Genomic DNA, 13534 nt, shown 5'->3' on the forward strand with positions numbered 1-13534 from the left:
GCATTTAATTTTTAATTAAAATAAGTGATATAAACCAACTGCCAAAATATTCTGGATGATCTACAACACACAACTGTCACAAAAAAAAGTATTATTTAGATGCTATAGGAAATTTAACAGTGAAAACGGTACCCTTGTCCGGATGAGATTCAAACTCTATACTCCCCTTATAAGTCTCCACGATATTTCTCACCATTCCCAGGCCTAATCCCATTCCACTATTCTTAGTGGTAAATTTAGGTTCAAAAATCCGCTCTCTCACTGTTTCGCGGATACCTATACCATTGTCAGCTATCCTAATACAAACCCAGTTACTTTCTTTAGAGACGGTAACTAGAACACGAGGGTTCTCTCGTCCGCTTACTGCCTGAATAGCATTTTTAACTAAATTGGTAACCACTCTTATCAGCTGAGTCCGATCTAAAACAGCAATAATCTCCTTTTCTTCGGAAGAGAATTCAATATCATTTTCATTAAAAATATCCACCGCCAACTTTACAATTTTCACCACGTTTAAGGTTTCATTCTGCTGGGCAGGCATTTGAGCAAAACTAGAGAATGCTGAAGCTATATTACTCAAAGTATCTATTTGCTGAATAAGCGTCTTAGAATACTCTGCTACTTTATTCTTAATATCGGGATCATTAGGATCAAATTTTCTTTCAAAACTTTGAACCCCAAGTCTCATAGGAGTCAACGGATTCTTAATTTCATGGGCTACCTGCTTCGCCATCTCACGCCATGCCTGTTCCCTTTCTCCCTTAGCCAATTTTGCTGCACTAATCTCTAGCTCGTCAATCATCGCATTGTATGAAGCGATTAATTTCCCCATCTCCTCACTTGGATTTTTTAGGATAATCTTTTCGTTTCTTTTAGCAATATTCGTTTGGTTTAGTCTATCCGAAATAGTCTGCAGGGGTCTAGTAATATAGATAGAAATAAAATAAGCAAGAACAATAGCTAACAATAACACTAGTAAATAAGCACCCGTAAGTCGAATTAAAATCTCCCTTAACTCCTTGTCGTTAAATGAACTATCTTCAAAATAAGGCAGATTCAATATACCGATAGGTTTAAATTTATTATCAGTAATGTATGTATATGATGCTTGATATTTAAACCCTGCCACCGTCTTTTGCTCCACAACCCTTTTAGTAGTGCTAGTTTCTAGACGATTAAGAATATCTGAATCCATAAACTTGGAGATAGAGTCTACCTCAAACCTAGGTCGAGAACTTTTAAGAAGCTGCCCCTTTAAATCATAAATATTAAAATTAATATTTTGCACTAGGGCAATTTCATAGATATCATCCTTAAAAATATTTGGTAAGTTTTCCGTGGTAACGGGATAAGTAGTTTTCTGAAGGGTAAGGTCTATACTTTGTTTTATCTGATCCTCCTTCCGCTCCATTCGCTCGGCATGATAATCTCTATTTTGTTCGCTATACTGATAAATGGTAACCGCGGCAATTAAGATAAAGGCAATGACCACCAAAAATATCATGGAGATGATAATACGGCTTCGCAAGGAAATGGCTCTAAGCAAGGGAATGTATTTTAGTCTTTAAATATAGCAATTATCATACAAAATGCAGTTGCTTTTGAGTAATAGGAACTAAGCGTTCGGGTTTTTTTCACGTATTCTCTTGTACAGTCGGATACCTAACATAAGGAGTATCCCAAGCACAATTATACCAACTACCCCAAAAATCCAATTAAATGCACTCTTTAGAATGACCAAAAAGACTATAGCAAAGAGAATTAATGTAGCTCCTTCATTCCATATGCGCATAAATTTAGAGGTGTATACAACCTCATCTCGCTGTAACTGCTTAAACATCTGATGATTTTTTAGATGGTAGGCGATAAGCAGTAGTACAAAGCCCAATTTAACATGCATCCAAGGTTGCTGTAGCCAGGTTGGAAACAAAATAAGCAACCAAACGGCAAAAAGAGTAGCCAAAATTGCCGATGGCCAAGTAATGATATACCATAGGCGCTTGGTCATTAGTTTAAGTTGTTCCGTTAAAATCTCCCTTTCTGGTGATAACTTTTCATTGGCCTCTATATGATAAATGAACAACCGTGGAATATAAAACAAGCCAGCAAACCAGGTAATAACAAATATTAGGTGAAGCGCTTTAATGTAATTGTAATAATCGGTCATAGGTATACATTTGCTTAGTAAAGATAAGAGTACATGATTTTAAAAACTAATCTTATTGACTTACTGAGGAGTAATTTACTTTTGAGCCCCCTTCTCTAGATGTGTTGCCACCGACAATGTTTTTCTTACCTCTTTCCTCAAAAAATAACCTGTAACTAGGGTTGCCAATGCATCAGCGATAGGGAAAGAAATCCACACTCCTAATTCCCCCATATAATTAGGCAATATTAAAATAAGCGGTATAAAAAAGAATCCCTGTCTACTCAAAGTAAGCAACAAAGCGGGCACAGCCTTACCAATTGCCTGGAAATAAGCAGCTCCAATCAATTGCAGCGCAATAATTGGAGTAGCGGCAAATACCAATCTCATTGCCATAGGGGTATGTTCTAGAACGAAGGTATTCATTGCTAATTCCTTTGCAGAAATATCGGGACTAGAACTTAAAAAGAGACCTGCAATTTCTGCAGGAAATATCATAAGCCCAATAAACACAATAGTAGCCAAAATTGCAGCGTATTTAATTGCGGTGCTGATGGATTCCTTCACCCTATCAAATTTTTTCGCGCCGTAATTAAACCCCGCAATGGGTAAAAACCCTTGAGTAACCCCAAAAACAGGGAAGAGCGCAAACATCAACATCCTCCCTATTATGGCATAGACTGCTACCATAGCCTCCCCGCCCAAATTGAACAATATATTGTTCATTAGTAGGTAGATTACACTTACTACCGCTTGCCTAGACAAGGTTACAAAACCTAAGGCTCCTATTTCTTTTAAAATATCCCCGTTAAAACCTAAATGTCCCCAATTGAGTTTTAATTCTGAGTTTTGGGAAAGGAAAAAGTATAGCACATACACAAAACACAATACATAACCAATGGTGGTTGCCCAGGCAGCACCCTCCATTCCCCAGTCAAAAACATAGATAAAGATGTAATCCATCAGTAGATTTCCTACCGATGGGATAATCATGGCATTCATGGCAAACTTAGGTTTCCCTTCGGCTCGGATAACGGTATTTCCCATCATACAAAGCGCCAAGAATGGCACTCCGTACAGCACTATAGTATAGTATATTTTTGCTGGTTCAAAAATATCGCCTTTCCCTCCAAAAGCAGGAATAAGACTATCGGTATAATATAGCCCAAGCAATACCATAGCTACCGTTACCAACAAGGTAAGTGCTATTTGGTTTCCAAAAGTTTTTAATGCTTTCTTATGATCATTGGCTCCTAAGGCACGAGAGATAATACTAGACCCTCCAATCCCTATAGCCATTCCCAAAGCTCCAATAAAGAAAGATACGGGCAGAACAACATTTATAGCGGCAATAGCAATAGAGCCTATCCAATTTCCAACAAAAATTGAATCAACAAGGACATTAAGCGACATTACCAAGATCCCGATTGAGGCTGGTACCGCCTGTTTAATAAGGAGCTTTCCTATAGGCTCATTCCCTAGTTGTTCTGCCGAAACCTTTGACATATTATGCGGGAAGCGTTTCTTTAAGTTGCCAGTTACTAATCCAGTTCACCATTAATTCTACCCACTCCGGGCTATCATTAAGACATGGAATATATTTGTAGTCTTCCCCACCAGCCGATTTAAATTGTTCTTCACCCTCCATGGCTATTTCTTCTAAGGTTTCTAAACAATCTGCAACAAAAGCAGGTGTAATCACTGCTAAACGCTTAACACCTTCTTTTCCTAATCGTTCAAATTCGAAATCTGTATAGGGTTTTAACCAAGGGTCATTTAGTAATCTAGATTGAAAGGAAACACTCACCTTATCATCAGACAGGCCTAATTTTTGTTTAATTTTTTCAGTCATTGCATAACATTGATGCCTGTAGCAAGTAGTGTGAGCTACCGAATTGGTAGTACAACATTGGTCATCTAATTTACAATGAAATTGGGTTGGATCTTTTTTAATAATCTGTCTTTCCGGTATCCCGTGATAAGAAAACAAAAGATGATCATAATTAAAATCCTTCAACTCTTTGGAAATACTTTCGCTCAGTAAATTTATATAATCTGGATTCCCATAAAAGGCGGGTAGAGTTGTAATTTTCATTTCAGGAAAATACTGATCCTTATCTTCCATTGCCTTTACTACAACAGTTTCATAAGAAGACATGGCATAATGAGGATATAATGGCACTAATAAAACATCGGTTACCCCTTGTTCCTTTAGTTCTTGAAGCCCATTTTTAATACTCATACTCCCATATCGCATCCCTAAAGCCACTGGAATTTTAGATAATTCCTTTACCTTCTCGGTAAATCGCTCCGAAATCACTACTAATGGAGATCCTTCTTCCCACCATATTTTCTGATAGGCTTCTGCAGATTTCTTAGGTCTAGTTCTTAATATAATTCCTCGCACTAGTATTGTCCGCCACCATAATGGCACATCGATAACCCGTTCATCCATTAAAAACTCATCCAAATACGGCTTCACATCTTTTGGGGTGGGACTATCGGGAGATCCCAGGTTCACCAACAAAACTCCTTTCATTATAAAAACTGCTAATAATTTATAGTTCTACAAAAGTAACCTTTGTAAAGGAATTAGAATTTAAAACACCGTAATTCTTCTCAATTAGACTATAGAGGAAGTCGATTCTTTAGCGTAACAACCCTCTTCCTCAACAGCTTCCCCATTAATTACTCTCCTACAAATAAAGGTTAACCCCTATTTCTATCATCAGTAAAAGATATTATTATTTACCTATGATGGTTTAGTTCCTAGATATACACAAACTCTAGTTAAACAAAGGTCTAGATCTAGTACCAACCCGAGGAAGTGACCCATTACTAAATCTTAACCTCTACTACTTTATCACCCCCAATTAACATCTGAACCAATTGATTTTGTACTTTTGATATACTCCTATCCTGCGACAAAGATTATGTAGGAATTAGAAAGATGTTATTTGCACTAATAAGAAAGGTTCGCCAGAACGGAGCGGACTTGCAAGTGATGGAGTATGGAAGCCTCAATTAGCAAGTATTAAACTAATTATGCAAACGCAAATGTTATTTTTAAATATTAAAAAGCTATTCAATAATAAAGAGTTTTTATTGTTCGCAGTCCTAACCCTCCTATCACAAGTAGGTTTTGCGCAGGACATTATATGCTCTTTACAGGATCGTAAGGCATTTGAATCTAAAATAACCAATATATCCAACCTTAAGTCCAATGACATTGGAGAAACCGTAGTAGCGGTAGGAAAATCCTTTATGGGGATACCTTATGTAGCGAAAACACTAGAAATAGGGGAGAAAGAATCTCTTGTTATAAACCTACAAGGATTGGATTGCACCACCTTTGTAGAAAACGTATTGGCATTTAGCCGCATGTTAGAATTGGGTCAGTCCGACTTTAACGCTTACGCTGAACATTTAGAAACCATTCGGTATAGAGATGGAGTTTTAGACGGTTATGCCTCTAGGCTCCACTATTATTCGGAATGGTTCGCCAACAATGAAGCAAAGGGAATAATAAAGGACATTACTGCTGAAATTGGCGGAATAGAAAGCAGTAAAGTAATTAATTTCATGAGTAAGAATCGGCACTTATACCCATTTTTAAAGGATGATGGAAACTATAATAAAATAAAAGAATCTGAACAATTTTTAAAAGACCAATCCATTTGCATCCTCTCTCAAGATAAAATTGCCGACAACGAACATTTAATCAAAACCGGAGATATCATTGCCATGACCACATCCATAGAAGGACTAGATATTACCCATACAGGTATAGCTACTAGGGAAGCAGATGGAAGGATACATTTATTGCACGCCTCTACTGGGTCTATGGAAGTAGAAGTTACCACAGTTCCCTTGGCAGAATACTTAAAAGAAGTAAAGAACAATACCGGAATTATGGTCGCCAGAGTACTACCTCTATAACCAACAAATAACACTAGAAAAGCTCACTTATACCATTCGGAATTTAAACAATCCTTCGAAGAAAATAAGCAGGTATTCTATTTAACCCCTTAGTGCAACCTAAGATACTTACGGATTTCTTTTCCGAGTTGTGCATACCCTTTACTGTTTGGATGCAAGCCATCTAAAAAAAGAGAAGGATTTATCTTCTCATCTTTTTGCAACAACACTCTTCCAACATCTGCATAGGTTAAAGAATAGGATTTTGCTAACTTGGCCATTTCTACATTTAATGTCTTAACTCGTAATTCGTTATTGGCTCTAGGAAGCAGTCCAACCATTAGTAATTTTGCTTTTGGCTGTCTTTGTTGAATTGCCTGTACCAAAATTTTTAGTCCCTCTAGAATCTCCTCATCCGAATTAATGTGCAGGTTATTTGTACCGATCATTAGCACAATTTGCTCGGCTTCAAATCCATCTAGTTCACCCTGATATACCCGCCACAATAGGTTCTCTATTCTATCCCATCCAAATCCAAAATTTTGAGACATTAAATCTCCGAAGTTGTCTTCCCAAGATTGTGAACCATTACTTCTTGGAGCTTCAGGTTGCCCTCCCCAGTAGTGAACAATACTATTCCCAAGAAAACATACTTTTGGCGGATTCTCTTTATTCAGTCGCATTATTGTTTGGTGCCGCTCTTCCCATGGATACATTCCCGGCTCTCTTGCTTGCGTTACAGGCTTAGTAGTAGAATAAATACCGATTGGTTCATGGAGTATTTTACGCAATTTCTTCTCATAAGCCAGGGCATACTCCATCATCCCCAAATCCGTAGGGTGGGTTCCATCTACAAAACTTTCCATAGATAAATTAATCTCATCCTTACTCAACAAATGCAAATTGGAAAACCCTTTTTCTTGCAATTGACTAAAGGCTTTTTGGGCCATCTTATTTAAATCCGTGTAAGCAACCTTTCGACCCGCATCAACAAGTCCGTCCGAATATCCAGCATGCTCCACTAGAAGAATGGGAACATGAGGTCTTTTCTCTCTAATTTGTTTTGCGGCGTCTTTCATCAACTTTAATACGTCCTCCAAACTTCGATCTTTTGTTGCCACTAAATTGGGAAGACAGTCTAGCACCACCACTTTAGCATCAATCTCCGTTATCATATCAATAATTTCAGGCTCTAGCCTTCCATTGCCAGAAAAGCCCAAATTAATCAAGGGTCTATCCATTTTACGTTCTAAAATAGATGTCCATGCCATACCCGGCCTGGAAGCACATCCTCCTTGTGCTATAGACGTCCCATAAACTACAATGGGTTGCTCTTGCCGTAATGGCAATGGTCTTAAATAGGCCTCGGAAGGCACACCAATTTCTAACCATGACACTTCATTATATAAAGGCAAGTATAATTGATACTCCCTACCCTTATCATGATATTTTTCTTTGGAATCTATTCCAGAGAAACGATACTGAATGGTATCTCCAAAAGAGTACCGGCCTCTATACCACTGCCTCTCTCCTTCGCTGTCTTTTGCATAAAGATCTACACCGCTTACCCCAGTAGCAGGCATATGGGACATAGCAAGACTTCCCTTAACCCCGTACCGCACTACAATAAATTTAGCATCGCTCCAAAACCGTATGGAGAGTCCGGCTGCATTTTTTGACAGATTCCAAACCGCAGGCCTTACCACTCCTTCTGCTTTATTTGGTAAGCGATTATAAGCACCCATCTCCTTATTGCTCCATGCCTGACCTTGTACTACTGGAGAATCTGAATTAGCAGGGTTCCACCATACCATAGCATCCACCTCCTGTGAATAAACATTTCCAAACCCCAAAAAAAGAATTACACTAAAAATGGTTCTAACTACATCCATAACTATTTTCTAAACAATTGGTATAAATTATACTATCACTCTAATTTTTAGATTGAGTAATCCTAAGAGGTATGTTGCGATTAAAATATTCTACTTCACCCCCCAGAATATATACAAGGCCTATTGTTTTTCATCCTTAAATGAATCAAAAATAACAATAGGTATTACGTATCCACATCATCTAATGCTTACAAGTAATTAAATATACATTAAAGCATATAAATCATCATAGTAACTGCCTAAAAACAAAAAAACCAGCCTTTAAAGCTGGTTCTTGTAAATTATAAGATACCTATATTTGGTTCTAAGATTAAATTTTTAGTATTACTTATCGATGGAGATAAGATGAACATCAAAAATAAGCACAGATCCACCTGGGATACGATTATAGTCACCGCTGCCATAACCCAAATGCGAGGGTACTAATAACATACCACTTCCACCTTCTTTAAAGTACTGAATACCTTCTGTCCAGCCGCTAATAACTTTCTGTAGGGGAAAGGTAGCTCCCTCTGCATTACTTTGATCAAATACTTTTCCGTTGGTATAGTAGCCTTTATAAGCAACAGTAACCGTAGACGAGGCTACAGGGCGGTTTCCACTGCCTTCCTCATCAATTACATAATAGAGTCCGCTTTGGCTTTTTTCTGCTTGTAAATTGTTTTTTTCAATGTACGCAACAATTTCTGCCTCGTTCTCGGCAACATAGTCGGTTTTCTCATCCTTGCCACAGGAAATAAAAAGAATAAGTCCCAAAGCAATTAATACATGTTTCATAGTGTCAATTTTTTGGAATCAAATATAGTATAATATCAGGTTTATTAGATAGCATTTCTCTGTCTGAACCTGACAAACAAAAACACCTTCCCTGCAATTTAAATTGCAGGGAAGGTGTTTTTAAATAATTATCTATTAGTAACTATACCACAAAACCTTCTCTATAGGTTCTTGTAACAAACTGATTAGCTTCTTCCTGATTGGTAATTCGCATGTTTTCCCCATCCCATAACAGTTTTTTACGGGCGTAGAACTCCATTTTCCCTTTTTCATTTTCCCTGCGCAAGAGATAGCTTCTTATAGCCAAATTCCCCATTAAAACCGTCTCCGTCATAGGACCGGCATAATCAAAAGAAGAGGTAAGCCCTAAGTGCTCTGGACTTCCAAAACCAGCTTTACAGGCATCTACCCATTTGCGGTGATGACCGTATTCTGGCTCATCACTAGTCTCTACTTCCGGACCAAAATCTGTTGTACCATCATTTAAATAAAGTTTTGGCATTAGTGGTGAGCTGTCGTTAATATTGGTAGAGATAATTCCATTTTCACCAATTATCAAGACGCCATTCCTACTCCCATCGCCACCAATCTCGTGATCGGCAGGGATAATCTCGGGATGCGATGGTCTAATACCTCCATCACTCCATGTCATTTCTATTGGAGAACCACTTTTTTCGGTAGCGGCAAAATGTAAGGTTATAAAAGAGGAAGCTGGACATCCTTCTGGGTGGTAGTCTGGATTCCACATATCTGTATACACTGCACCAACACTACATTCTGCATCAGTTGGATATTTAAGTCCGAGGGTACGGAACGGAATATCAATTAAATGGCAACCCACATCACCTAGAGCGCCAGTACCATAATCCCACCATCCACGCCATCCAAAGGGATGCATATTTGGAGTATAAGGCTTTAACGCTGCCGGCCCTAGCCATAGATCCCAATTAAGCGCATTGGGCTTAGAGCTTGGGTCTGGCTGGGGCATAGCACCCCCTTGAGGCCAAACTGGACGATTAGTCCATACCTGCACTTTAGATATTTTACCCAATACTCCAGAATCTATCCATTTTTGAACCATTCCCAAAAGTGGATTAGAGCCACCTTGATTTCCCATTTGGGTAACAATCTTTTTTTCCCTAGCCATTTCGGTAAGCATCCTGGCTTCCCGTATATTATGAGTCATAGGCTTTTGTACATAAACATGTATACCACGTTGCATAGCGTACACAGCTGCAGGACCATGAACATGGTCTGGAGTAGAAATGGTTACGGCATCAATTCCCTTTTCTTTATCTAACATTTCCCTATAATCCGCGTATAATTTAGCTTTAGGAAAAAGCTCCACTGACCTAGTAGCCGATCCTGAGAAATCTACATCGCAAAGAGCAACTACCTTTTCCCTTCCTCCTACTGAAGCATTGCGAATATCACTAGACCCTTTTCCGCCAGAACCAATGGCAGCTATATTTAAGCGGTCGCTAGGAGCTGTATACCCCACTCCTCCTAAAACAAATCTAGGGACTATAAAAATTGAGGAAGCCATAGCCCCTTTTTTAATGAATGAACGACGTGAAGCATCGGCTTTGGTCGGTTTTTTGTTTTCCATAATTACATAATTTTAATGTCGAAATCTTAAACGCCCTGAGTACTAGACTTCGGGTTAGGTAAACTGTTACCCTACATGGTTGGCGGTACTGGTAATTGGAGTTGCAAAAAGCAATGCAGACCTCCTTAAATTACCATTTTGAACAATGACAATTTATCATCACAACAACTAACAGCAATATAATCAGGATAAAAGAAAATAACCAACGGAATTTTATCGAATTCCGATCAAAATTTGTCTTGCTTACACAAAACTATCTTCAGAAGTATAAGGAAATATAACTAGTCTTATTAGAAGGTAAACGCCCTGAGACTACTTCCTTTGTATGATGTATGGAAAGAATAAATTGAAGAGTAGAAACACAAAAGCCATCACTTACAAAATAAGTAGCGATGGCTTTAATTACTTAATTAATTTATAAAGCTATTTCTAGCTTGTTTTTAACACGTAAATACGACTTTCCTTTTGTTTAAAACCAAGGCTTTTATAGAGCGTAATGGCCTCAACTCTCTTATCGTTACTAAACAGCAATATTTCTGATAGGCCTTTTTTCTTGCCTTCATCTACGAGCTTCTCCATTAATTTACGTCCTAACCCTTGTCCGCGATAAGTTTTATCTACTACCACATCTTCTACCCAACCCTTATAACCAGACACTACAGTATAGGCGCACATGAGCGCCATACCTACCAACTTATCCTTGTCCATACAGTACGCAAAGGTGATTTCATTCTCTGGCTTAAACATTTCCGCAAGATTTACTTGCTCTATAGAGGCATTTAATTGAGAAAATAAGTCTTTGGCTTGTTGTGCAATGCTATCATTTACATCCGATGGCTGCAAAATGGCTATTTTCATACGGGTATCTTTAATTTTTAACTTTCTTACTTCAAGAAAAGAGAATAGAGATATCAAATATCACTATTATACAGAAAGCATCGTTCATTTAAATTTTCAATTTGCTAAGATAAGAAAGGTTTTTGGGATTGTAGCCAAAGCTCTAAGGCCTACAAAAAAATCCCGCCCCAAAAAGACTAAAATCTATTTAGCATTCCTTAGGGGACGGGACTATATAATGTAGTTTGGTGGTTATTTAAGGATAGAAAGCTAAAACCCTAGCAATAATTTTCAATAATTAATAAGGCGCATTTGATCTGCCTAGGCAGTATTCAATACCACCCACAAGGTGTTGCCTAAAATTCTGATCGTCATACGCTTCATCTGTATGGCCTAGACCAGTATAAAAAGCTCTACCTCCATCATATTCATGGTACCAAGCGATAGGGTGATTATCCCCATTTTTACCGCCAGTATAACTACTTTCATCCAACTTCATCAGTACATTTACGTCAGGATTAATATCCTTAAAATTGTACCATTCATCAAAATGTGTCCATGTTGAGGCTAAATGTGCCGTTGCCGGATGATTCTGATCTACAACTTCTATTACTGCATCTTGCTGCTTGGGATGACTAATAAAATAAGCTCCCACTAACTTGCCGTACCACGGCCACTCATACTCTGTATCCGCAGCAGCATGTACCCCCATAAAACTTCCTCCACTACGTATATACTCTTCAAAGGCAGCTTCCTCCGCATCGCCAAGAACATCCATAGTAGTATTTAAAAATATTACCAATTGGTATTTTTTAAGGTTATCGGTATTAAATTGAAGAGAATCCTCTGTCTGAGTTACTTGAAAATTATTGGCCACACCTAGCTTTACCAAGGTAGCTACTCCTTTTTCAATTGAACCGTGCCTAAAACCATTAGTCTTTGTAAAAACCAAGATTTGATCTTTATGTATTTGTTTAGCAGGTACCAAACGCTTGGCCTTGATTTCAGAATCAGCATGTAAATGTGGGTTTAATATTACCTCTTCCTGAATCTTAGAACTACCGCATCCAATAACAAATGCCAAGGCAATAAATGCCAGAACGGGTTTAAATAGTTTCATATAGTTGTGTGTTTTTCTTTATGAATGCTAAATATCGATAAATAAATTGAACTTAAGGCAGCTTTTTAAACGGAATTCAATAAGATAAATGCCTATAAAAATCTAAAACTCAAGATAAAATAAGAAAACCGCCTATTAATTCGTCTGAACATACTTACTTAAGTAGCATCGCTATCCATTAGACATAGACATCAGATATTTTTTTGGAGTTGTACCGTACTTTTTCTTAAAAGCAGATATAAAATGACTCGCCGTACTATACCCCACTTTTAATCCCACTTCATTCACATTGTACTTCCCTGTTTCCAACATTTTTCGGGCGTATTCCATCTTATAATCGAATAGAAAGCTAAAAACTGTATCTCCATAAATTTGCTTAAAACCATCTTTTAACCTTTTTAGACTCAATCCTATTTCTTCTGAAAGCTCTACTAAAGTTGGAGGTTCGGCCATACGAGAAATAATGATTTCCTTGGCTTTTCTAATACGCCTAACATTATCCTCATCTACCAAAAACGGACATTGCTCCATATCCGTATCACCGGTTTTATTAAAGTACAGTGAAATAAGCTCGTATACCTTACCTTTAATATACAGCTCTTTTATAGACCGGTGTAGGTTATAATTCATAACCTGACTCAATACTACTGCAATGGCTGGCGATACAGGGTCTTGAGAATAATACTTCTTATCTTTATTCTCCGCACTTAAAAAAGGAATATAATCGGCTTCTTTAGAAAAAAGAGAGTGAAACTTACGAATCGTCATCACCACAGAAACCATCCAAGAATGGGGACTCAATTCCATATTAAGAGGCAGATCTACCTGAGTATTATAAAGTAACAAAGAATTGTCTTCAGCAACTTCCAAAGCGTACCTCCCTTCATTAAAGATAAACTTAGCACCTCCTTTTAAACAAAAGTGAAATTGAATATGAGTACTGTCTATCTCCCTAGTAATAACTTGATTCTCAACACTATCGTTCTGTATTTTTAAAACATAAAAGCCATCCTCAACAAAAATCTCTTCAAATGAACCTCCAGCGATGTTTTTCTCTTCCATAATCTAATTTTATATACAAATCTATTTAGATGCATTCTAAATAGAGGGAGGCTAAAAAACCTCCATTACCGCTAAAATATAGCATTAGCGGCGTTTATATACTAAAATAAGGTTAAAATACCACAATCGATACTTATTGTTCCCCTAGCGTTATTTTAATAACTTTGTTGCCT

Annotated in this window: 11 protein-coding genes; 1 reads left to right on the forward strand and 10 read right to left on the reverse strand. The window is 37.7% G+C overall.

Annotated features, from left to right (window positions below; all coding sequences use genetic code 11):
• Window positions 1-91 precede the first annotated feature (91 nt).
• The 4 genes from H344_RS0105440 to hemH form a co-directional block, all read right to left on the reverse strand.
• Window positions 92-1504, reverse strand: coding sequence for a sensor histidine kinase (locus H344_RS0105440; RefSeq protein WP_034256189.1), 1413 nt, complete (start codon window positions 1502-1504; stop codon window positions 92-94).
• A gap of 111 nt (window positions 1505-1615) precedes the next feature.
• Window positions 1616-2167 (reverse strand): CopD family protein, encoded by a 552-nt coding sequence (locus tag H344_RS0105445; RefSeq protein ID WP_026809383.1) that lies wholly within the window; start codon window positions 2165-2167, stop codon window positions 1616-1618.
• A gap of 75 nt (window positions 2168-2242) precedes the next feature.
• On the reverse strand, window positions 2243-3652 hold the full coding sequence (locus H344_RS0105450; protein WP_026809384.1) for an MATE family efflux transporter: 1410 nt from the start codon (window positions 3650-3652) through the stop codon (window positions 2243-2245).
• Between the two features lies 1 nt (window position 3653).
• Window positions 3654-4685, reverse strand: coding sequence for a ferrochelatase (gene hemH / locus H344_RS0105455; RefSeq protein WP_026809385.1), 1032 nt, complete (start codon window positions 4683-4685; stop codon window positions 3654-3656).
• 506 nt (window positions 4686-5191) lie between these two features.
• Between hemH and H344_RS0105460 the strand changes: the two genes are divergently transcribed.
• Window positions 5192-6085 carry an N-acetylmuramoyl-L-alanine amidase-like domain-containing protein gene (locus H344_RS0105460; protein ID WP_240484947.1) on the forward strand — a complete coding sequence of 298 codons (894 nt, stop codon included), beginning with the start codon at window positions 5192-5194 and terminating at the stop codon, window positions 6083-6085.
• Window positions 6086-6174: 89 nt separating this feature from the next.
• On the opposite strand, the gene H344_RS0105465 is transcribed toward H344_RS0105460, so the two are convergent.
• From H344_RS0105465 to H344_RS0105495, 6 genes are all read right to left on the reverse strand, one after another.
• Window positions 6175-7956, reverse strand: a complete 1782-nt coding sequence (locus H344_RS0105465) for an SGNH/GDSL hydrolase family protein (RefSeq protein WP_034256190.1) — start codon at window positions 7954-7956, stop codon at window positions 6175-6177.
• Between the two features lie 324 nt (window positions 7957-8280).
• A complete protein-coding gene (locus H344_RS0105470; RefSeq protein ID WP_026809388.1) occupies window positions 8281-8733 on the reverse strand; it encodes an FKBP-type peptidyl-prolyl cis-trans isomerase in 453 nt (150 codons plus the stop codon).
• Window positions 8734-8875: 142 nt separating this feature from the next.
• Complete coding sequence (locus H344_RS0105475; RefSeq protein WP_026809389.1) at window positions 8876-10342, reverse strand: Gfo/Idh/MocA family protein; 1467 nt, start codon at window positions 10340-10342, stop codon at window positions 8876-8878.
• A gap of 429 nt (window positions 10343-10771) precedes the next feature.
• Window positions 10772-11200 (reverse strand): GNAT family N-acetyltransferase, encoded by a 429-nt coding sequence (locus tag H344_RS0105480; protein ID WP_026809390.1) that lies wholly within the window; start codon window positions 11198-11200, stop codon window positions 10772-10774.
• 277 nt (window positions 11201-11477) lie between these two features.
• Complete coding sequence (locus H344_RS19735; protein WP_034256192.1) at window positions 11478-12299, reverse strand: ThuA domain-containing protein; 822 nt, start codon at window positions 12297-12299, stop codon at window positions 11478-11480.
• A 171-nt stretch (window positions 12300-12470) separates the two neighbouring features.
• Window positions 12471-13361: a helix-turn-helix transcriptional regulator gene (locus H344_RS0105495; protein WP_026809392.1), complete on the reverse strand. Its 891-nt coding sequence runs from the start codon at window positions 13359-13361 to the stop codon at window positions 12471-12473.
• Window positions 13362-13534 lie beyond the last annotated feature (173 nt).

The organism is Arenibacter latericius DSM 15913, assembly GCF_000424985.1.
Lineage (GTDB): Bacteria > Bacteroidota > Bacteroidia > Flavobacteriales > Flavobacteriaceae > Arenibacter > Arenibacter latericius.